General features: G+C 45.9%; 22 protein-coding genes. 3 read left to right on the forward strand and 19 right to left on the reverse strand.

The features are described 5' to 3' along the window. Nucleotides 1-2 precede the first annotated feature (2 nt). The 8 genes from HC660_RS20105 to HC660_RS20140 form a co-directional block, all read right to left on the reverse strand. A complete protein-coding gene (locus tag HC660_RS20105) occupies nucleotides 3-677 on the reverse strand; it encodes an amino acid ABC transporter permease (RefSeq protein WP_010332503.1) in 675 nt (224 codons plus the stop codon). 22 nt (nucleotides 678-699) lie between these two features. After that, complete coding sequence (locus HC660_RS20110; protein ID WP_168749194.1) at nucleotides 700-1494, reverse strand: amino acid ABC transporter substrate-binding protein; 795 nt, start codon at nucleotides 1492-1494, stop codon at nucleotides 700-702. A gap of 23 nt (nucleotides 1495-1517) precedes the next feature. After that, nucleotides 1518-2015 carry a GNAT family N-acetyltransferase gene (locus HC660_RS20115; protein ID WP_168749196.1) on the reverse strand — a complete coding sequence of 166 codons (498 nt, stop codon included), beginning with the start codon at nucleotides 2013-2015 and terminating at the stop codon, nucleotides 1518-1520. Between the two features lie 13 nt (nucleotides 2016-2028). Next, entirely contained in the window at nucleotides 2029-3354 is a 1326-nt protein-coding gene (locus tag HC660_RS20120) for an LLM class flavin-dependent oxidoreductase (protein WP_168749198.1), read from the reverse strand. A 392-nt stretch (nucleotides 3355-3746) separates the two neighbouring features. Next, nucleotides 3747-4733, reverse strand: a complete 987-nt coding sequence (gene yxeI / locus HC660_RS20125; protein WP_168749200.1) for a penicillin V amidase — start codon at nucleotides 4731-4733, stop codon at nucleotides 3747-3749. Nucleotides 4734-4884: 151 nt separating this feature from the next. Next, the gene (gene yidA / locus HC660_RS20130; RefSeq protein ID WP_010332508.1) at nucleotides 4885-5697 is read right to left on the reverse strand and encodes a sugar-phosphatase; all 813 of its coding nucleotides are present in this window, start codon (nucleotides 5695-5697) and stop codon (nucleotides 4885-4887) included. Nucleotides 5698-5736: 39 nt separating this feature from the next. Then, nucleotides 5737-6297, reverse strand: coding sequence for a hypothetical protein (locus HC660_RS20135; protein WP_168749201.1), 561 nt, complete (start codon nucleotides 6295-6297; stop codon nucleotides 5737-5739). Further along, complete coding sequence (locus HC660_RS20140; RefSeq protein WP_168749530.1) at nucleotides 6287-6709, reverse strand: DUF3255 family protein; 423 nt, start codon at nucleotides 6707-6709, stop codon at nucleotides 6287-6289. The genes HC660_RS20135 and HC660_RS20140 overlap by 11 nt, the downstream gene beginning before the upstream one ends. A gap of 104 nt (nucleotides 6710-6813) precedes the next feature. Here HC660_RS20140 and cotNE point away from each other — a divergent pair, with 104 nt between their 5' ends. Together cotNE and HC660_RS20150 are read left to right on the forward strand one after the other, a co-directional pair. Continuing rightward, a complete protein-coding gene (gene cotNE / locus HC660_RS20145; protein WP_010332511.1) occupies nucleotides 6814-7179 on the forward strand; it encodes an inner spore coat protein CotNE in 366 nt (121 codons plus the stop codon). A 247-nt stretch (nucleotides 7180-7426) separates the two neighbouring features. After that, nucleotides 7427-7780, forward strand: a complete 354-nt coding sequence (locus HC660_RS20150; RefSeq protein WP_168749203.1) for a hypothetical protein — start codon at nucleotides 7427-7429, stop codon at nucleotides 7778-7780. 43 nt (nucleotides 7781-7823) lie between these two features. Here HC660_RS20150 and HC660_RS20155 read toward each other — a convergent pair whose 3' ends face one another. Continuing rightward, nucleotides 7824-8222: a hypothetical protein gene (locus HC660_RS20155; RefSeq protein WP_168749205.1), complete on the reverse strand. Its 399-nt coding sequence runs from the start codon at nucleotides 8220-8222 to the stop codon at nucleotides 7824-7826. Between the two features lie 174 nt (nucleotides 8223-8396). Here HC660_RS20155 and HC660_RS20160 point away from each other — a divergent pair, with 174 nt between their 5' ends. Beyond that, entirely contained in the window at nucleotides 8397-9362 is a 966-nt protein-coding gene (locus tag HC660_RS20160) for an iron-hydroxamate ABC transporter substrate-binding protein (RefSeq protein WP_168749207.1), read from the forward strand. Nucleotides 9363-9403: 41 nt separating this feature from the next. Here HC660_RS20160 and HC660_RS20165 read toward each other — a convergent pair whose 3' ends face one another. The 10 genes from HC660_RS20165 to iolF all read right to left on the reverse strand — a co-directional run bounded on the left by HC660_RS20165 (nucleotide 9404) and on the right by iolF (nucleotide 19376). Then, entirely contained in the window at nucleotides 9404-9751 is a 348-nt protein-coding gene (locus HC660_RS20165) for a YxeA family protein (protein ID WP_168749209.1), read from the reverse strand. 14 nt (nucleotides 9752-9765) lie between these two features. Then, a complete protein-coding gene (gene yxdM, locus HC660_RS20170) occupies nucleotides 9766-11634 on the reverse strand; it encodes an ABC transporter permease YxdM (protein ID WP_168749210.1) in 1869 nt (622 codons plus the stop codon). Then, nucleotides 11609-12382 (reverse strand): ABC transporter ATP-binding protein YxdL, encoded by a 774-nt coding sequence (gene yxdL / locus HC660_RS20175; RefSeq protein ID WP_010332517.1) that lies wholly within the window; start codon nucleotides 12380-12382, stop codon nucleotides 11609-11611. Before yxdL ends, yxdM begins: the two co-directional genes overlap by 26 nt. A 144-nt stretch (nucleotides 12383-12526) precedes the next feature. Continuing rightward, the gene (yxdK, locus tag HC660_RS20180; RefSeq protein WP_168749212.1) at nucleotides 12527-13504 is read right to left on the reverse strand and encodes a two-component system sensor histidine kinase YxdK; all 978 of its coding nucleotides are present in this window, start codon (nucleotides 13502-13504) and stop codon (nucleotides 12527-12529) included. Continuing rightward, complete coding sequence (yxdJ, locus tag HC660_RS20185; RefSeq protein ID WP_014666014.1) at nucleotides 13501-14190, reverse strand: two-component system response regulator YxdJ; 690 nt, start codon at nucleotides 14188-14190, stop codon at nucleotides 13501-13503. Before yxdJ ends, yxdK begins: the two co-directional genes overlap by 4 nt. A gap of 107 nt (nucleotides 14191-14297) precedes the next feature. Beyond that, nucleotides 14298-15170 (reverse strand): 6-phospho-5-dehydro-2-deoxy-D-gluconate aldolase, encoded by an 873-nt coding sequence (gene iolJ, locus HC660_RS20190; RefSeq protein WP_168749213.1) that lies wholly within the window; start codon nucleotides 15168-15170, stop codon nucleotides 14298-14300. Between the two features lie 20 nt (nucleotides 15171-15190). Continuing rightward, entirely contained in the window at nucleotides 15191-16027 is an 837-nt protein-coding gene (gene iolI, locus HC660_RS20195; protein WP_168749214.1) for a 2-keto-myo-inositol isomerase, read from the reverse strand. An 87-nt stretch (nucleotides 16028-16114) separates the two neighbouring features. Then, nucleotides 16115-16984, reverse strand: a complete 870-nt coding sequence (locus HC660_RS20200; protein WP_168749215.1) for a sugar phosphate isomerase/epimerase family protein — start codon at nucleotides 16982-16984, stop codon at nucleotides 16115-16117. A gap of 18 nt (nucleotides 16985-17002) precedes the next feature. Continuing rightward, on the reverse strand, nucleotides 17003-18037 hold the full coding sequence (iolG, locus tag HC660_RS20205; protein WP_168749216.1) for a bifunctional inositol 2-dehydrogenase/D-chiro-inositol 1-dehydrogenase: 1035 nt from the start codon (nucleotides 18035-18037) through the stop codon (nucleotides 17003-17005). A gap of 22 nt (nucleotides 18038-18059) precedes the next feature. After that, a complete protein-coding gene (gene iolF, locus HC660_RS20210; protein WP_010332524.1) occupies nucleotides 18060-19376 on the reverse strand; it encodes a myo-inositol transporter IolF in 1317 nt (438 codons plus the stop codon). Nucleotides 19377-19389 lie beyond the last annotated feature (13 nt).

Genomic DNA, 19389 nt, shown 5'->3' on the forward strand with positions numbered 1-19389 from the left:
CTCTAAGTCCGGTATGGCTTGCTCATGGCGCGTTCAAACAAGTCCTGCAGGATGCTGTATATGATTGTAAGGACCCAGTAGACAATCGCAACCGCCAAATAGGTTTCAAAATACTTCAGATTTCCCGATGCATACATCTTACCTTGCGCAAACATCTCCATGACACCCAAAGTAAATGCCAATGAGGTTTCTTTTAGGAGGCCGATAAATGTATTACCCGTTGCCGGTATCGCATTTCTGACTGCTTGCGGAAGGATAATTCGTCTGTAGGCCTGCAGCTTCGTCATACCGACAGACAGGCACGCCTCCAGCTGACCTTCATCAACAGAGTTGAGGGCAGCACGGAAAATTTCTGCCAAATAGGCGGCGTTTTTTAAACTTAAACCGATAATGGCAGCTGTGAGAGCTGTCATCTTGCTCATCTCCGGAAACAGCTGCGGCAGCCCGTAATAAATTAAGAACAGCTGCACAAGTGTCGGCACGCCCCGGAAGAATGAGATATACAGCTTTGACAGCTGATGAAGCACTGGAATTTTATTCTTTGTAATGAGTGCGAGAATAAGTCCGCCGATAATCGCAAAAACCATGGCTGCTACAGCCATAAACAATGTAATCGGAAGGGCCTGAATTAAAGTCGGGAATGCTGAGATCATGAATTCCCAATCAATCGTATTCATTCTGGTGGTTCACCGCCGTTTCTTAATGCTTCTGTTCTACTGTAATATCTTCGTTAAAATATTTTTCTGAAAGCTTTTTAAGCGTTCCGTCTTTGCGCAGGTCATCGAGTGCTTTATTGACTTTTTTACGGGTCTTGTCGTGCGCGTCATCCTTGGCAAATGGGAATGCGACTTGTTCGTACACAATCGGATCTCCGGCAAGCTTCAATGGCAAGCCTGTTTTCTTAATTTGCGCGATCAGCACACTTCGGCTGTTTACGTAAGCGTCCACACGTCCGTATGCGACATCCTTCAGCGTGCCTTCCTGTGTCTCGTATGTTTTGATATTTATTTTTTTGTCAGGATCTTTGCTTTCAAGATTTTTCGCGTGATTTGAACCTAATACAGCAGCTACTGTCTTTCCTTTTAAATCGTCTGCTGATTTGATGTCATTGTTGTCTTTTTTGACGACAATCTGTGTTCCTGCATAAGAGTACGGTTCTGTGAAGTTGTACATGTCCTTTCGTTCATCTGTCACCGCTACCTGATTGGAAATGGTGTCAAGCTTGCCTGTTTGAAGCTCTCCCATCAGACCGCTGAATTCGAGCAGCTTCCAGTCCAGTGTCATGCCGATTTTCTTTGCAACAGCTTCCATTACTTCTACATCAAAACCTGTCAGCTTTCCGTCTTCTTTATAAGCGAACGGGTAGCTCTGACCGGTCGCACCTACACGAAGTACGTTGTCATCCTCTTTACTGCTGCTGTTCCCATTGCCGCAAGCGGATAGCACGGCTAATAACGCAGCAACTACCAGCACAGTCCATTTTCTCATTTTCATTTGATTTTCCCGCCTTTTATCTTTTATAGGTCATGTCGCAGTTGTTTTTTCATATAGACTGTCATATGTCCTTTGCCCAGATCCTGCTGGCCTGCTCGGACATATCCTTTTCTTTCGTACATCTCAATCAGCCACGGGTGCTTATCCGCTGTTCCAAGCGATACAAACGGAACCTTTAACGTATCACGCAGGATGGTCTGCTCCAGCCATTGAAGCAGTTTTGTCCCGACTCCCTTTTGTCCGGTTTCAGGATCAACAGCGAACCACCAGATATGAGGAACGCCATACGGTCCAGGCTGCTGTCCCCAAGGCATTCGTAAGGAGATGGTCGCAATGATCCGCCCGTCTTCTTCCATGACGTAACAGGCGTTTTTTCGGATATTGTTTAAGACCAGATCCAGATCGGCTTGGGCCGCGGCAAAACGAATGCCGAGCTTTCGAATCGGTTCATAAGCGCGCCTTGTCAGCTCGAGAAGCTGTTCGGCATCACGTTCAGTTGCCAGGCGATATTGCGTCTTCATCGAGCGTTCCTCCTTACTTCGCATAACGGTTTACCGGTTTTTCTAAACCGAAATGCTCTCTCAATGTTGTGCCTTCATATTCTTTTCTGAACACGCCGCGCTCCTGTAAAATCGGAACCACTTTGTCAACGAACAGTTCAATTCCTTCCGGAAGAAGCGGGGGCATGATATTAAATCCGTCACAAGCTTTATGGTCCACCCATTCCTGCATCTTGTCGGCAAGCTGTTCCGGCGTTCCGACAAAAATGTGATGGCCTCTGGAGCCTGCAACGTATTTGTAAAGCTCACGTATCGTCATATTGTCCCGTTCAGCCATCTCTTGAACAAGCTTAAATCGGCTCTTCACCGCGTTGGATGCATCCGCATCAAGCTTTGGCAGCGGCCCGTCAAGCGGATAAGCAGACAAATCAATTCCGCCTAAATAATTCTGAAGGATTTGCAGACCGACAGATGGAATGATTAAATCCTGAAGCTCTTGATATTTAGCCCGCGCCTCTTCCTCAGTGTCCGCGATGACCGGAAAAATGCCCGGCATGATCGCAATTTTTTCAGGATCGCGGCCAAACTCGGCTGCCTGCTTTTTAATTGATTCATAAAATTCCTGTGCCGATTCCAAATGGTTTTGTGCCGTGAAAATCACTTCAGCCGTTTTGGCAGCGAGCGCTTTCCCGTCCCCTGATGAACCCGCCTGAATCATGACAGGCTGGCCCTGCGGCGACCTTGAAACGTTCAGAGGCCCGCGGACTGAGAAATACTCTCCTTTGTGGTTGAGCTCGTGCATTTTTTCTTTATGAAAGAATTCACCTGTTTCTTTATTGCGGATAAAGGCGTCCTCTTCCCATGAATCCCAGAGTCCCTTTACGACCTCGACAAATTCCTCTGCCCGCTGATAGCGCAAGTGGTGTTCGAGATGCTTTTCCCCGCTGAAATTCAGTGCCGTTGACTCAATGGATGAGGTCACGACATTCCATCCGGCACGGCCGTTGGACAGGTGATCCAGTGACGCGAATTGTCTGGCAATGTGAAACGGCTCGCTATAAGTAGTGGAGGCTGTAGCAGTCAGGCCAATGCTTGATGTCACCTGCGCCAAAGCGGAGAGCAAAGTAAATGGCTCAAACCTTGTTAACACATTTGGATGCGATTTGCTGTCAATTGACAGGCTGTCTGCTAAAAACAGCATATCCAGCTTGCCCCGCTCTGCTGTTCTCGCCAGCTCTTTAAAATAATCCAAGTTCATGCTCGCATCCGCAGGCGCGTCCGGATGCCGCCAAGACGCAACGTGATGGCCGGTCCCCGCAAGAAAAACTCCTAATTTGATTTGCTTCTTTTTGCTTGTCATGACGTTACTGCTCCTTTTATCATGTTTTAGGCTGAAAAGTCCGAAAAATAAACTCCTATATTCCTAGTTGTTTAATGTGAATAAATCAAAATGTACATTTGTATGGCGAGTTTGTCAATGAGTTGAAATCAATTTTTTCTATACAAGCTGAAGAGACCCTTACGTGAACATGATGGAATAACATTGGTTCATTCAACTAGTGCAACCTCCATATCGGCAAAGAAACTGAGTCTGATGAAGCTGCGACTCAGTTTCTATCCAAACATTTTATAGAAATGCAGTTTTTAACATTTCCTTTGCCTTTTCTTCTCTTTTGCAAACCGCCTATCGTAACTATCTAATAAAAAAACAGCTGACTCCGGATTCAAACCGGAATCAGCTGATTGAGTCAATTAATTAAGCTCATGAATACTCTCTTCTGCTTTAGCGGAAAACACTTTAGGCTCTAAGCCGTCAAGGTCTTCATGAAATAAATTTACTTTTTGGATTTGCCGATTGTCATAGTGGTGGAAATAGTAGTTTCCCGTGTCATTGCACATCACGGAAGTATATTGCGTATAATGAATTTCGTCTTCTTCCGTTATCACTGCGCCCTTGGGTATTGTCATATTGGCCAAAATTTGAAAAGCGGCTGTTACCCCTTTCGTTTCATCGGCTGCCGGCTCTAGGTGTTCTTTCAAATAAACAGCTCTGACAAACCGGGAAGGCGGTGTATAATCCCCCGGCAAGCCTACAGTTCCTAAGCCTTGGCCAAAAGCGGAAAGTGCTAGTCCGCCCATCTCTTTGCTCTCTAATTGCTTCGGTCTGATTCCTGTATATTGCTGCAGATTGGTTACATGCCATATAAAGTCGGGGCTGTTCGTCATGACACCAGGTTGATTGTCATAGACTTTGAGGCCGTCTGCTCTCGGTTCTATCGTCAGGCTGCGTCCCGTCCGGTCTGACAATATCCAGTGAAGCGGTAAAACTGTATCCAATAGATCTAATTTTTTCTCTACAATCGTCAAAGATCGAATCTTTTCTTTCACGTCTTCCAAAGACTTACAGACTGACAGCGCCCATGTCACAAACTCATGCGGGGCAATGTGAACGGTGTCTTCCCGTATCGTTTTTTCGTACTCCGCATAGCCCGGAAAATAAAGTGCAGCACACGATAAACCGTTTTCATTAACGCCGTCTGCAAATAAAATATTCCCAAGTTTTCTCCCCATACCGATAAAAGCGTACTGTGTCTGATGGGCCTTTCCGTCAGCTTCACTACTCCAACTGTAACGGCGCGGATAGAGAATCACCTCTGTCCCCAGCTGAAATGCAAAATCCATTGTTCTTGCTAATACATGTTTCCGGTCAGCAGTTTCCAATGTAAGACTTGTGCACATTTGATCAGTCCCCTTTTCAATTCAGATTCATATCATACATATTGAGAACGAATTGGTTTTATCAGCATAACGAAAGTCAAATCGATTCGTCAAAGAATTGACATTACATCTAATAAAACGAAAAAATCCAGCCTTTAGAAGGCTGGACTTTTTATTTAGCCAAAACAAGCTCGTGAATCGCATGTGCAACGCCATGTTCATTATTAGAGCGCGTTTGAAAGTTTGCGGCCTCAAGCACTTCCGGAATGGCGTTTGCCATGGCAACGCCGCAGCCGGCCCATTCGATCATTGTCAGATCGTTGCCGTTGTCGCCTATGCTCATGACTTCAGCCTGCTCGATTCCGAGCAGATTCGCCAGCTGACGCACAGCATTTCCTTTGCTTGCTTCCGGATGCAGAATTTCGTAAAAGAAAGGCGCGCTTCTGACCATCGTATACTTTTCTCTCACGTCTTTCGGTATCGATGTAATGACGTGGCTTAAGTGCTCTGGTTTATCAATAAACATCACTTTCGGAATGAGAATGTCTTTAGGCATCTCCTCAATTTTGCGGTAATGAAGCGGCACCTGTGTCACGTACGACTCATATACGGTAAATTCGCTGATATCACGGTTAGGCGTATACAGGTTGGCTGAGTCGAAGAAGTGCATCGGTGTCTCCAGCTCTAAGCTCAGGTCATATAATGATGCTAAATCATCATATCCTAGAGACAATTCCGTCACCACTTCTTTTGTATGCGTATTTTGAACAAGCGCCCCGTTATAGGCAATCACATAGTCGCCTTCCTCAATTAAATTGAGTTCATCTAAGTATCTCCGAACACCCCCGATAGGCCGGCCGGTGCAAAGGACAATTTTTACCCCTTCCGCTTTTGCGGCATGCAGCGCGTCACGGACCTCCGCCGTCACTTCATGATGATCATTTAAAAGTGTTCCGTCCATATCGATTGCTATTAATTTGTACATTCTGCATCTCCTTCGTGTCGTTTTCAGGCTATAGTCCCATCATATCGTTTTTTCTTTTTGATATTCAACCGCAAGAGATGATTTTCTCCTGTTTCTGTTTAGACGTCTGCCTTGTCTCCGGATCCGCGTGCGCGGCTTGCGTTTTCTTTCTGGAGCCTTTTCGCCGGTTTCTGCTTGTTTCTGTTTCATCAGCAGGAAGCCGGCAGCTAAAAATGGAATACCCGTGATATTGAAGATGGCAAGCTTCACACCCGCCGCCGTCAAAAAATATGCCCAAGAAGATGAAGGGTTCCGTCTGATCATCACATAAGCGGCTATTTCGAGAATAATCATGATCGCATGCAGCACTAAACAATACATAAGCAATACAATCACAAAAAACAGAACATAATTCACCAGTGCGCCCGAGTACATCATAGAACGCAGCATTTGCATAAATGATAACGACTGCATCGACCCGTTAATGACATTCGGATTGTAGATCGTATAGCCACTAAATAAATGTTTGATTTTGAGAAAAGCCCATAATACGAATATCCACTGAATGATATGTAAAATAAGGCCTGTCACCACTAGACTTTCCGCTTTTTTATTTCTCATGTTTCTCCTCCTTGCCGGCCTTTGACTCGATTCTTGTCATCGTTTTGGCCTGACCATTTTGTTCCCATATCAACGTTCCGTCTCTTCCTCTTTTCAGTTTGCTTTTGAGCGGATAATAGGAGCCAAGGTACTGGATCTCAATGGAGCCGTCAGTGCTTTGAGACATCACCTTGTATTCCATAAAGGGCAGCTGCACCTCTCCTCTCCCTTCAATCACCTCCGTCTCCAGCACCTTGTCTTTGGTAAATGTGACCGTTGCTGATTTCACGCCGTCCGCGGGACCGGGGGTAATGCCCTCATCCCACGTTCCGTAATAAAACGGCGTCTCTTCTTTTGGCTGCTGGCAGCCAGTAAGCATGAGACATACAGCAGACAAGAACAAAATGATAGGTCCTTTTCTGCACAATGTCATCACCTTCCTTTCTGCCCCTTTTTAGGCGAATGCCGTGGCACTGTGCCAATGACTACATAGATTATAAGGAATTCACCCACATTCTTTTTAAGGAGATTGATCACATGAACCCTTATCAATATTACAGCCCGCAGCTCCCTCAGCAGGAACCTTACTATAGCCAATATGAATACAATCCATATCCGCAGCAGGATGTATACCAGCCATACCAGACGGACAGACAGCCGGCATTGGAAAGAAGAATTGCTGCGCTTGAACGGCAAAACGAACAGCAGACAAGAGAATTAACCCGTCTGTCGAATGAGGATCGCCGTCAAAACCGGGAAATTGCAAGGATGGCCGATCAGGTCAATCAGCTAAGCCAGGCTGTTGAACGCCATACACGCCGCTTAAACCGGCTCAATCAGCGTCTTCGTACGGTAGAAAACAGATTAAATATCCCATTTACTGCGGGCGAAGGCGGTTTCTGAAGCAAGAAAAGAAAAAAGCGGAATACGATTCTCCAGATGTCGGAGTTTCGTTTTCCGCTATTCTTATGTGCAGGGCGGGACATTTACATAAAAAGGGTTTTTACAAGTATACAATTTTTGCCGATGTCATTCAAAGGATGAGGGGGGCAAGGAAAATAATTGTAGTTCTCCTTTTGCCGAATTTCTTCTGGTTCGGGTTGCATGATAAGACCGACAAATGTCAATTGAACACATGGAGGGATTATACATGCACAATCCGCAACACAGTCTGCAGCAGCTGAACCAATGCCGCCAGACAGCGCAGCAGCTTATTCAGCAAACACAGCAAAGCAGCAACCAATATCGTCAAATGCTTCATCAAGAGCAGCAAAACATTCAAATGCTGCAGCAGATCCTCAATCACGAACAACAAGCTGCACATACCATTCAGCAAGCGCTGCAAGGGCATGACGCAGCCATTCAAAAATGCCAGCAGGTTGTCAACATGTGCAACCAGATGCAGCAGGAACTCAATGGACAATCAAGTGTGATGAATACAAATGTATCTACACTTCCATTCGGTCAACAAACGCCATTCCAGCAGCATTCCTATCAGCAGTAGCATATAAAAAGCTCAACACAATGTTTAGTGTTGAGCTTTTTTCTTACCGGTCTTTGCGAATATGTATATCTTGGATAGTCTGTTTCGGCGCATGAAATCTGCTCTCGGCTTCACTTCTTGCCTCGGCAAAGGCCCGTGCCTCCACATTGTCTTTGTAGACATCCAGCTGAATCAAATACAGCGGACGCACTTTAAAACCGTGAATAATGGTCACAGCCCACAACGGGAGCACAATAAGTAGTCCGGGCGGGTCAGGCAGCACGAAAGCAAATGCAAATACCAAAAAATAAATAATTCCGTACATGATCCACTTTTTATTTCTCACCTTGATGCCAATAAATAAAAAGGCAAAAAAACTGGTAATGGCAAAAGGCATGAGAATAAACAGCATCCACCAGCTATGAAGCCATTCCCACGCGGCACCTCTTTTTGTGATTTCCATATTCCCCTCCTCCTATTTACCTATAATAATCGATAATGAATACCGCGTCACTTGTATAACAAAAACTTTTTCCCTTTAAAATAGTGATAGACGGAGAACAGGTTTCTTGCTATATTATTAGTTGATAATGATAATCATTACTAATGAACGAACATACATATTGGGGGGTTCTTGATGAAAAAGAACATATTGCTCGCAGGCATGCTGGTGCTGCTTCTCGTGTTTGTCAGTGCTTGCAGCGGCACGGCTTCGAAAGGAAGCTCAGGTGATTCAGCTTCAGATAAGACAGAAATGAGAACATACAAATCAACAAAAGGGAACGTCAACATTCCTGCACATCCGAAACGCATCGTTACTGATTTTTATGCTGGGGAATTGCTGTCTGTCGGGGCGAATGTGGTCGGCTCGGGCTCATGGTCATTTGATAATCCATTTTTAAAATCAAAGCTGAAAGATGTAAAGGATGTTGGTGATCCAATCAGCGTTGAGAAAGTCATGGAGCTTCAGCCTGACTTAATTGTTGTCATGAATGAAGAGAATGTCGATAAATTAAAGAAAATCGCTCCAACCGTTGTCGTTCCTTATAACACCGCAAAAAACATCGAGGATACCGTTGCAATGTTCGGAGATATTGCGGGCGCCAAGGATAAAGCAAAAGCATTTATGGCTGACTTTAACAAAAAAGCGGAAGCAGCCAAAAAGAAGATTGCCGGCGTCATCGACCAAGATGCGACCTTCGGCATTTATGAAAACACAGACAAAGGCGAATTCTGGGTCTTCAATGACAATGGCGGTCGCGGCGGCCAAGCTGTATACAACGCGCTTGGGTTAAAAGCGCCTGAAAAAATTGAACAAGATGTCATCAAAAAAGGAGAGATGAAACAGCTCTCTCAAGAGGTCATTCCCGAGTATGCCGCAGATTATATGTTCATTACGGACTACAATCCGAAAGGTGAAAGCAAAACGCTCGACAAGCTGAAGGACTCCTCTATCTGGAAAAACCTAGACGCTGTCAAACATAATCGCGTGTTTATCAATGACTTTGACACGTTCTACCCGTACGATCCGATTTCTGTCAGCAAACAGGTGGATATCATCACCGACATGCTGATCAAACGGGCCGAAGAAAATAAAAAATAAAGAAAATGGCACAGTTATGACACTGTGCCGTTTTTTATGATTCACTTGAATGCTGCCTGTACAGAGTGCGGCATATCTTCAAACCTGACTTCCTCCCAAGTCTCGACATACTTTCCTTTTGCCTTCACCTTCAAATAGGCGTTCTTTCGAAGGTCTTTACCGGCGAAAAAGGTCACTTCTTCTTTTTTTCCGGATGCATTGTATCCGTCTAATGTATACTCAGTACCGCCCGGGCTAAGATGTCTGCCATCTCGATCAATCTGGACATAGACATTTTGCTGGTGAATAAACGGATTAAACCTGTCTGTAACATCGTTATGAAAAAAGAGAAGCCCGCATATTGCGGCAGCGGCCGCTACGACGGCCAGGATTGCCAATGCTTTTTTCATCTTTGCACGCCCCCTTACTTGTTCATTTTTTTCAAATAGCTCGACCGCACCGCGAGGAAGAACAGAAGCTGAAAAATGAAAAACCCTCCGATGGTGAGACTGAGCGGTCCCGCTACTACGGAATAGCCATCCACGGCCAATGTTCTCAAGGCAAACAGCGTATGCATGACAGCAATGACAAATGGAAAGAAAAAGAGAATCGCCAATTGTATCGTCACGCTTTGTGACATCTCACACTCACTCAAACCGATTTTGGCCAGCGAACGGTAGCGCTCCCGATCTTCTTCTAAATCGGTGAACAGCCTGAAATATAAGAAACTTGCTGCCGCGATAAAGAAGACGATCGCGATAAACAGTCCGATGAATAAACTTAAGCTTGGCAGCTGCACCGTATCATAGTAAGTCCCGGCTTTTGCCATAAAATCAGAATGCACGTCGATATAATTGCCGTAAATCTCATTTTTCAAGGATTGGCTGAACCCTAGACTGTCTTTCCAATGATCATAGCTGTAGCCGTATAATGTCGCTTTATCACCGAGTGATTTGAGCTGATCAAAGGTTTTATCGTTCACCGCGATGATGGAACTTAATGAAATCAGCGGTTTTTTGACTTCTTTTACCGACAATTTTTGGTCAGACGGCTTGCCTTTTTGGTTCAGCAACTTCAGCTGATCCGGCGCTTCGTTTTTGAAATTTCGGTCATACGTGCCCGGGAAAAAGATAGCCTCATCATTTTTCAGGCCGTTCAGCTTGACATGGAAGTATTTTGATACATCCGATTCGCTGATCATGTAAACAGGGGGAACCGTTTCTCCTTCCTGATAGCGAACATAAGAAACATTTATCTCGTCTTTCTTATACGTAAAACCGTGTGTTTTCAGTTCATGGTCAATTTTTTTCAAATGAGTCTCTTCTTTTGGATTGCCGCTGTAAGATATATACTCCATCTCATAAGCGGACTCTTCCGCCCCGACGGTCGATTTGTACATCGCGAGCACGCCCGTAGCCGTAAACGCAACCGCGGAAATCATGCTGACAATAAAGAACAGGCGGGCGTTGTCTTTTAAACGATAGACAAGGTCAGAAACCCAAATAATATTTTTCCCGCGCAGATAAAAGGTTTTCCACTTCTTCAGCGCGCGCAGAATCCAGATGCTGCTTTGGCTGAAAAAGAAATACGTTCCGATGACGGTGAGCAGTAAAATGATAAACGGTTCGGTCCCGTGGATATTGCCTTTAAGGACCATGCCGTACCCGCCGCACAGACAGGCGATGCCGAATAAGGACAGTAGCACGGACGGCTTTGGCTCCGGCTTAATCTTGTCAGTGCCCTTTATTAATTTGATAACCGTATTTGATCTGACAAAAAGGATCGTAAACTGCGATAAAAGGAAAAATAAGAGCAGAAATCCGCCAGCCGTAATACCGAGCGCTTTCCAAGGCATATACAAAGGCAGCGCATCCATTTCTAAAATATAAGCGCCGACCGTAAAGAACGTCTTTGAAAAAATGAATCCTCCGATAATGCCGGCTGCAATTGACATGACGCCGATGATCATATTTTCCGCAGTAATGAGCTTTCTCAGCTGCCCCGGCGTGATGCCCTGCATGAGCAGGATGCCGAATTCTTTATTTCTCGATTTCAAAAATGCATTAACCGAATACAGAACAAATAAGAAAGAAAAAACAAAGATCATCCATTCCGCAGCGGTTAAGCCTTTTTTGGCGATGTTATTCAGGTAGCCTTCCTTTAATGCCGGATGAAACAGGAACATCGCAAAGGTAAAGAAAATCAAAACAGAAAAGGCACTGCTTAAAAAGAATGCAAGATAGGCCCTTTTGTTTCTGGTGACGTTTTTATAAGCGAACTGAAGAAAGGTCATTTGCGTTTCCCCCCAGCATAGACAGCACATCAAGAATTTGTTCATAAAATACTTGGCGGTTTTCCCCGCGGTAAATCTCATTAAACAGTTCGCCGTCTTTTATAAAGATGACGCGGCTGCAGTAGCTTGCCGCAACAGGATCGTGGGTCACCATCAAAGCCGTGACATGATCATCCTGATTCAGGCTCTGCATCGTTTCCATGACGTCTTTTGACGCTTTGGAATCAAGGTTTCCCGTCGGTTCATCGGCCAGGATGAGTGACGGCTTATGAATGACCGCTCTTGCGATGGCGGCCCGCTGGCGCTGGCCTCCGGACACTTCAAACGTCCGTTTGTTGAGCAGGTCTTCGATTCCGAGCTTTGCCGCGATGCCTTGCAGTTTTTCTTCCATTACAGACGGTGCTTCTTTTTCAAGCGTTAGCGGCAGCATGATATTTTCACCAATCGTCAGCGTGTCCAGAAGGTTGAAATCCTGAAACACAAATCCGAGCTGCTTTCGGCGGAAATGAGCGAGCTTTGTCCGCTTCAGCCGGTGCGGGTTTTCTCCGTGAATCAGGATATCGCCTGAATCCGGCCGGTCGATCGTTGAAATGATATTCAAAAGCGTTGTTTTTCCGGAACCGGACGGTCCCATCACCGCCGTGAATCCTCCTTCTTCTATTGAAAATGAAATTTGCTTTAAGGCTTGATAGGACACTTGTCCTTTATAGGTTTTATTTATATGTTTGACTTCAAGCATATTCGCCATGAAAATCCTCCTTATGGTTCTATTCTTGTTGGTCTGGGCTGCTTTCATGTAGTATCGGGACGTTCGACATAAAAATTCCCCTTGACGTAAATCCATGTTATCAAGGGGAAACAAAACGAGCTATGTTGTTTTCTTAACGCAGCCTTACACTTTTGTAAGAAATGAAAATCGAACCGATGTCCCTTCACCGCGAGACGAGCTGATGTCCACCGTATGATTGAGCTTGTCCGTGATTTCTTTGACGAGATGGAGGCCGATTCCCGTAGATTCTTGGAAACGCCGCCCGTTTTCACCGGTATAATAAGGGTCAAACACCCGCTTGATGTCTTGCGAGGGTATGCCGACACCGTAATCTTTGACTTCAAGCACCGTCCTGTCTTCATCGCGGGAGACATTCAGCTCAAGTCTGTCACTCTTGCCCGCTGAATACTTGACCGCATTTGTGACCACTTGGCCGATCGCAAATTTAAGCCATTTTGCATCAGTGTAAATCTTATGATCATCGCAAATGTTCATTTTCGGATAAACGCGGTATTGAATAAAAAATCGTTTATAGCTTTGAATGACTGATTGGAGAAGCTCGGACAGGGAAACCGCTTCGATTTTAAAATCCCGTTCAAACAGGTCCAGCCTTGAAGAATAAAGAAGCGTCTCCAGCCCGAATTCAATCTGCCGGATTTCTTTTTTGATTTGTTCAAAAACGGGCTCATCTTCTTCCTGAATGATTAAATTAATGACCGACAGCGGCGTCTTTACTTGATGCACCCATTGATTCATATACGTCACCCGCGCGTCAAGCTTGGCTTCAGTCTCATGGAGCTTCTGGTGCTGCAGACGCATCAGCTCCATCTGCTTTTCATATAGCTCTGAACAAAACACTGAAGAACCGAGATACGGGATGTCCGTCCCTTCCTGCCCCGAGCTGAGCCAATGATACACGCCGCGGTCTTTGTACCAGCGATAGGCAAGATAACCCGCCAAAATAAGAAGCTGCACGCCCAATATGTAAAACAAGTGAGAAAAAGAATGAAGACCCGCAAACCAGTAATAAAAGAAGACAAACAGCCCTTGAAGGAGAAAAAGCAGAATCAGCACTGCATGAGACCGGAGAAACAGCTTCATGACTGCGCCCTCAGCTGGTAGCCTTCGCCCCGCACCGCTTCAATAGAAACAGGCGCATTCAGCTCCCGCAGTTTTTTTCTGAGCCGCGTGATATACACGTTAAGTGTATTATCATCGATGAATATGTCGGTATCCCACGTCTTTTCCATGAGACGGTCCCGGCTCGTCACCTTTTCTCCCCGCTCAAGCAGCACTTCCAAAAGCTTGCTTTCTTTTTTAGAAAGCTCGCTTTTTTCATCCTGAAAACGCAGTTCAAACCGTTCCACAAAGAGCTGAACGCCGGCATATTCAACCACTTTCTCCCCCTGTTTTGCGGCGTACTCTCCGTATGCCCTGCGGATCTGGCTTTTGATTTTCGCCAGCACAATATCGTAGGAAAAGGGTTTTTCGATATAATCGTCTCCGCCGTTTTCAATCGCCATCACCTGATCCATTTCCCCGCTTCTGGCTGAAATGAAAATGATCGGGCTTGTGGAGTGCTGGCGGATCTGGCGGCACCAATAATAGCCGTCATAGGACGGCAGGTTGATATCAAGCAGCACCACATCGGGCTTTTCCCGCAAAAAGACATCAAGAACAGCTGTAAAATCCGCGGCGACCACTGTTTGATATCCGTATTTTTCAAGGTAATTCTGCAATAGTCCGCGAATGTCTTCACTGTCTTCCACAATCATGATTTTATTCAAACTGAACCACTCCCGTTTCTTACACTGCTGCCATCATCATAATCGTTTTGGGCGTATGGACGCAACACCGCACAAAAAAACCGCCATCTCGGCGGTTTCTGGTCTCTTTAGCCGACCTGCTGCTTAGCTGCTTTACCGGCTGATCCGAACTCTCTCATTTTGCTTCGCACTGTCTCTTCCACGGCTTCAATGCCGGGTGTCAAATAGCCGCGCGGTTCGTACAGATCGCTGTTTTCCTGAAACATGCGGCGTGTTTCGTCTGTCCACGCTACCATACATTCCGTATTGATATTGATCTTCGCGTGGCCGAGCGTGATGGCTTTTTTGATCTGATCCTGCGGAATCCCGGATGCCCCGTGAAGAACGAGGGGAATATCAGTCATGCGGGAGATAGCCTCCATTTCCTTAAATCCGAGATTCGGCTCACCCTGATATTTGCCGTGTACAGAGCCGAGGGCAGCGGCTAGCGCGTCGATATTGGTTTCTTTGACGATCCGCTCACATTCCGTGAAATCGGCATAGCGGACCCCGCCGACCAGCCCGTCTTCCATTCCTCCGACCGTGCCGACTTCGGCTTCTACTGACACGCCGTGCTTTGCGGCATAATCGGTGACTTCTTTTGTCATCGCGATATTCTCGTCAATCGGCTGATGAGAGCCGTCAATCATCACTGAGCTGAATCCGGCATCAATGGCCTGTCTGCAGCGTTCCGCACTGCTTCCGTGATCAAGATGAAGCACCACGGGAACGGTAATCGCCATGTCCTCCATTAACGCGCCGACCATGGCGGCAATCGTTTTAAATCCGCCTAAATAGTCGACAAGGCGATCGGAAGCCGCAGCGATGACTGGTGATTGCTCCTTTTGCGCCGCTTGCAAAATCGCCTTCGTCCACTGCAAACCGTTGATATTAAACTGGCCGATCGCGTATTGCTCCCGCTTTGCATCTTCAAGAAGCTCTTTCATCGATACAAAAGCCATGTCCACCCCTCCTTTATCCATTACATGTTGAAGTATTTTGATACGACATCAACCGTTGTTTTTTTCGCTGTTTGAATGGCTTCCTCAGCACTCAGCTTATAGTATTCAGGCCGGAAGAGCTCAACCGATACAACATCAGAGAAGCCGATTTCCTTCAGAGCCGATAAGTGGGCATCTAAGTCAATCGCCCCGTGGCCCGGCCATACACGATCCTCATCTGTTAAAAACCCGATTGGAAAATCTTCTGTATCATCGATATGGTAGATGAAAATTTTCTTTCCGTCCGCTTGCTTTAAGCTTTCGATATTGGAACCCATGGCGTGGAAGTGGAAACTGTCAAGGACAAGCCCGACATTGTCACGCTCGACTGTGTTTACGATGTCGTACGCCTGTTCAAACGTATTGACCGTACATTGCGGGTGGCCGACAAATTCAAGCGCGATTTTTACGCCATACGGCTCTGCGATATCTGAAAGCTCAGTCAGTACCTCTACACTGCTCTTTTTGATTTCTTCTTTTATAATCTTCTGCTCAGTCACAAGCGGTACGGCTACGACATATTTCACACCGAGGGTTTTGCACGTTTCCATCATGTCTTTAAATTCAGCGATGATCTCATTGCGGCCTTTTTCATCACGGTTGTTGAAGAACACGAGTGCGTTTAAGGCAAGCGGTTTGATGTGATGGGTTTGAAAGTATTCCGCAAGATCGGCCAATGAATGATCTTTTAAGTACTCCGGCAGCTTATCCATTGTGCGAATTTCAATATAATCATAGCCGTGCTTTTCGCATAGTTCTACATCCTGTTTAAGATTTGAGTTTTCCAATGTTGTTGCTTCGTTAAAACAAAGTTTCATGCCAGACTCCCCCATCTGCAATTTTTGATATGAAGGGAGTTCGGCAGGAAGGCTGTTCGCCATATCCCGCCGAACTCCATGCTCAGCTTATGCCAGACCTAATTCTTCTTTCATTTTTTTAAGCATAAATCGGCTTGATTCATCCGCTTTTTCATCGACCCAAGCAAAAACGGCATTCGTCGCAATTCCGTCGAACTTCATCTCTCTCAGCTTTCTGAAAATTGTCTCAAAATCAACCTCACCCTGACCAATGTCCAAATGCTGGTGAACCGTTACTTTCGCGTCAGGCGGATTGACGATGTACCGGAGGCCATGAGCCGCTTTATGATTAAAGGTATCCGCAAATAAAACATGTGTGAGGCGGTCGCCGGCTTCGTCAAACATGGTCTCGATGTCGCCTTTGCCGTCATCATAGAAGAACGTATGGGCAGTCGAGTAGACAAGATTGATCCAATCCTTGTCAAGCGCGCGGATCATATCCATCGCACCTTTGTGCGTTTCGATAAAATCGTATGGATGGGCTTGAAGATTGAGTTTAATGCCTTCTTTTTCAAAGACGGGCAGAAGCTCATCCATGGATTTGATGAATTTTTCTTCACTTGTTAAAGGATCATATTTTGAACCGCTGAATTCACTGTTCATCAAATCCACATCAAGATCAACCGCAATTTCGATCGCTCTTTTCCAGTTGCGTACCGCAGCCTGGCGGCGGTCTTCTTCAGGACCCGCCCAGTGGTAAAGCGGAAGGAGTGATGAAAGCTTAACACCTGTATCCCTTAAAAGCCGCTTTAATTGTTTGATTTTTGCTGAATCGACTTTCGGATATTTATAGAATGGGCAAAAATCCTCGCGCGGCGATAGTTCAATATATTCATAGCCAAGCTCCGCCGTTTTATAGACCATTTCCTCTAACGTTAAATCATCTCGATACATTGATGGATCTAATGCTAATTTCATATTATCACTCCTCTTATTTTAGTTTTCTACTGTTGTAAACGATTGATAGAATTCCGGTTTTTCCTTCAATTCAACCTTTTCTTTTTGTCCAGATTCCTGGGCTTTTACACACGCGTCAGTCGTAACGGCAGCAATATAGCCGTCCCATGCCGTCGGCCCGCTGACTTCGCCTTTTTTCTGGATCGAATCAATGAAGTCTTGGATTTCCACATCGTACGCATCCACAAAGCGTCTCTGCCAATCCATTAGAATGTTTGTGCTGAATTTCCCTTCTTTTCTCATGCTGATGCTTGATGGTTCAGGAAGCTTGATGATGCCGTCTTCTCCAACAATCTCACATTGAATGTCATAGCCGTATTTACAGTTCACAAAGATTTCAGCATTAATGACGATACCGCCTTTTGTTTCAATGACTACGATTTGCGGATCTTTTAAGTGCGGCAGGGCGTTTTTCGATTTTTTCGGATAGATGACTTGAACGGACTCGTAGTCATCATTGACGAGCCAGTGCAGCACATCAATTTCATGAACGAGCGTATCAACAACTGCCATATCAGTCGTATAATTTCCCGCTACAGTCGGGTTGCGGTGCGCACAGTGAATCATCAGCGGCTCGCCGATCACATTGTTATCGAGCGCTTCCTTCAGCTGTACGTAACCGCTGTCATAACGGCGCATAAAGCCGACTTGAACGAGGCGTTTCCCCACTTTCATTTCTTCTTCGACGATGCGCATACATCCATCAGCAGTTGTCGCAAGCGGTTTTTCACAGAATACATATTTCTGGGCTTTAATGGCTTTCAAAACACTCGATTCATGCGCAGGCCCCCAGCTTGTCACTAGGACAGCATCTACATTTTCAGCTGCCAGAAGGCTGTCATCATCAGGATATACTGCTGCATTTAATTGGTAGTGCTCGACGACGTTCTGTGCGGCTTCTTGATTCACATCCGTTACAGCCACAATTTCTGCGCCGGACAGTTTGTTTGTGATGCGGTTAATGTGTTCTTTTCCGATTGCTCCAGTTCCAATAACACCAATACGTAAACTCATTGACAGCCACTCCTTCTGTTGGTTACATCATTTTGCTTTCTTTGCCTTGCTTTACGTGATTGTAAGGCGATCCGTAGAGTTCCTCTTGAATTTGTTCAAGTGACTTGCCAGACGTATTCGGCGCGAAGAGAAGCCCGATGATCATACTGGCCGTCACACATCCGAGGAGAATTGCAGCCATCGTTCCAATGCCGAAATTGGTCATAATCATTGGGACAAACAGACTCCAAATCCCTATTGAAATACGGACGAGGAAAAACATCAGTCCTTGTGCAGAAGCACGATATTGCGTAGGAAAGATTTCACTGGCCCATAACTGATAGTTCGCTTGCTGTCCGGCTCCGTTATTGATGCCGATCACGACAATAAACAGGAGCAGAACCGGCAGGCCTTCAACCGGCAGCAGAAACAGTGACCAGCCGATCACTGCCATAAAAGCTGCGATTCCAAAAACACGTTTTCTATATTGATCTGCAAAAGGCATGAAGATCAAGGCGACCCCCAGTCCGGTAAAGATAAACAGTCCCATTTGCAAAAGATTTGCCATATTGGCAGATACCCCGCCGACCTGCTGGTAAATGTATGGCATAAAAAAGCCCATCACCCCGGCGGCTAAATTCCAAACCAGGTACACACCCATCAAAAACAGGATGCTTTTTAGATACATAGGCTTGAGCAAATCAAAGTACGATGTTTTGTTTAATACAGCCGGCTTCTCTGTTTGTGTGTCTGCGGGCTGATTTTTCTGCTGCCATGCATCTGACTCAGGAAGTCTGATTCTGAGGACGTACGTAATCAGCGCAATGACCAGCAGATGGGCAAACACGATTTTATTTCCCAAGAGACCTAAGTCACCGACCAATACGGAGAGAAGCAGCACAACGACTGCCCCCGCGGCCCAAGCGACCTGTGCGACTCCGCAATGGCGGGCCCGGTTTTTCTTAGGGGCGTTTTCCGCGATAATGGTCCACGATGCGGTGATATCAGCGCCAACCGATAACCCGATAATCATGTAACCGCTTAACAACATGGGGAAATTGACTCCAAACAGGACTAAACAAATCCCCAGAGCGTAAACGAGCATGCTGTTGGTATAAACAGCTTTCCGCCCAACTCTATCCGCCAGAAATCCGCCGAGCAAAGCGCCGACAGCGGCAGAAATGGCATTTGCGCTCAACGCGCCAAGCAGTCCGATTTGGGTATCTGACAGTTTCAGGTAACTGACCCATAACGATAAACCAGCAGATCCAGCCACAATCGAACCGGCATCAATATAGTTGGCCAAGGCAGCCGCGATGGTCCGTTTATTGAGGGCCGAATCTGCAATGGTATTGCCCATATATTCACTCCCC

The sequence above is a fragment of the Bacillus mojavensis genome (genome assembly GCF_012648005.1).
Lineage (GTDB): Bacteria > Bacillota > Bacilli > Bacillales > Bacillaceae > Bacillus > Bacillus mojavensis.

Bases quoted from the DNA above. Each gene is read 5' to 3' on its own strand.
- HC660_RS20105 (WP_010332503.1), bottom strand. From the start codon at position 677: ATGAATACGATTGATTGGGAATTCATGATCTCAGCATTCCCGACTTTA.
- HC660_RS20110 (WP_168749194.1), bottom strand. From the start codon at position 1,494: ATGAAAATGAGAAAATGGACTGTGCTGGTAGTTGCTGCGTTATTAGCC.
- HC660_RS20115 (WP_168749196.1), bottom strand. From the start codon at position 2,015: ATGAAGACGCAATATCGCCTGGCAACTGAACGTGATGCCGAACAGCTT.
- HC660_RS20120 (WP_168749198.1), bottom strand. From the start codon at position 3,354: ATGACAAGCAAAAAGAAGCAAATCAAATTAGGAGTTTTTCTTGCGGGG.
- yxeI (WP_168749200.1), bottom strand. From the start codon at position 4,733: ATGTGCACAAGTCTTACATTGGAAACTGCTGACCGGAAACATGTATTA.
- yidA (WP_010332508.1), bottom strand. From the start codon at position 5,697: ATGTACAAATTAATAGCAATCGATATGGACGGAACACTTTTAAATGAT.
- HC660_RS20135 (WP_168749201.1), bottom strand. From the start codon at position 6,297: ATGAGAAATAAAAAAGCGGAAAGTCTAGTGGTGACAGGCCTTATTTTA.
- HC660_RS20140 (WP_168749530.1), bottom strand. From the start codon at position 6,709: ATGACATTGTGCAGAAAAGGACCTATCATTTTGTTCTTGTCTGCTGTA.
- cotNE (WP_010332511.1), top strand. From the start codon at position 6,814: ATGAACCCTTATCAATATTACAGCCCGCAGCTCCCTCAGCAGGAACCT.
- HC660_RS20150 (WP_168749203.1), top strand. From the start codon at position 7,427: ATGCACAATCCGCAACACAGTCTGCAGCAGCTGAACCAATGCCGCCAG.
- HC660_RS20155 (WP_168749205.1), bottom strand. From the start codon at position 8,222: ATGGAAATCACAAAAAGAGGTGCCGCGTGGGAATGGCTTCATAGCTGG.
- HC660_RS20160 (WP_168749207.1), top strand. From the start codon at position 8,397: ATGAAAAAGAACATATTGCTCGCAGGCATGCTGGTGCTGCTTCTCGTG.
- HC660_RS20165 (WP_168749209.1), bottom strand. From the start codon at position 9,751: ATGAAAAAAGCATTGGCAATCCTGGCCGTCGTAGCGGCCGCTGCCGCA.
- yxdM (WP_168749210.1), bottom strand. From the start codon at position 11,634: ATGACCTTTCTTCAGTTCGCTTATAAAAACGTCACCAGAAACAAAAGG.
- yxdL (WP_010332517.1), bottom strand. From the start codon at position 12,382: ATGGCGAATATGCTTGAAGTCAAACATATAAATAAAACCTATAAAGGA.
- yxdK (WP_168749212.1), bottom strand. From the start codon at position 13,504: ATGAAGCTGTTTCTCCGGTCTCATGCAGTGCTGATTCTGCTTTTTCTC.
- iolJ (WP_168749213.1), bottom strand. From the start codon at position 15,170: ATGGCTTTTGTATCGATGAAAGAGCTTCTTGAAGATGCAAAGCGGGAG.
- iolI (WP_168749214.1), bottom strand. From the start codon at position 16,027: ATGAAACTTTGTTTTAACGAAGCAACAACATTGGAAAACTCAAATCTT.
- HC660_RS20200 (WP_168749215.1), bottom strand. From the start codon at position 16,984: ATGAAATTAGCATTAGATCCATCAATGTATCGAGATGATTTAACGTTA.
- iolG (WP_168749216.1), bottom strand. From the start codon at position 18,037: ATGAGTTTACGTATTGGTGTTATTGGAACTGGAGCAATCGGAAAAGAA.
- iolF (WP_010332524.1), bottom strand. From the start codon at position 19,376: ATGGGCAATACCATTGCAGATTCGGCCCTCAATAAACGGACCATCGCG.